Origin of the sequence: Microbacterium sp. 18062 (assembly GCF_902706225.1) — a bacterium.
In the GTDB taxonomy this organism is placed as follows: Bacteria; Actinomycetota; Actinomycetes; order Actinomycetales; family Microbacteriaceae; genus Microbacterium.
In genome coordinates, this window is record NZ_CACSKB010000614.1 from 1 (window position 1) to 396 (window position 396).

The 396-nt window shown below is 61.1% G+C and carries 1 protein-coding gene; it reads left to right on the plus strand.

What is annotated here, in order from left to right:
- Positions 1–396: DEAD/DEAH box helicase family protein (locus GVL03_RS21480; RefSeq protein WP_159502773.1), on the plus strand; the 396-nt coding region annotated here is incomplete at both ends.

Consider the following 396-nt stretch of genomic DNA (forward strand, 5'->3'; position numbering starts at 1 on the left):
GTTCAACTCCACGGCTCCTCGGCAATTCGACGGCAAGCACCTGGTGCTGCCCGGCATGTCGACGGTCTACTCTCTGCGCAAACACCAGCGCGACGCTGTGTGGCGGATCGTGTCGAGCCAATACGCGACGCTGTTGGCACACGTGGTCGGCGCTGGGAAGACGCTTGAGATGATCTGCGCTGGAGTCGAGCTGCGACGCTTGGGCCAGGCAAGCAAGGTGCTGTATGTGGTTCCGAACCACATGCTCTTCCAGTTCGGCTCGAACTTCATGGAGGCCTATCCCAGTGCGCATGTGCTGCTGGCATCCAAGGAGGATCTGCAGGGCGAAAGGAGGCGGCTCATGCTGGCACGCATTGCAACGTGCGACTGGGATGCGATTGTGGTCACACAGGCCAC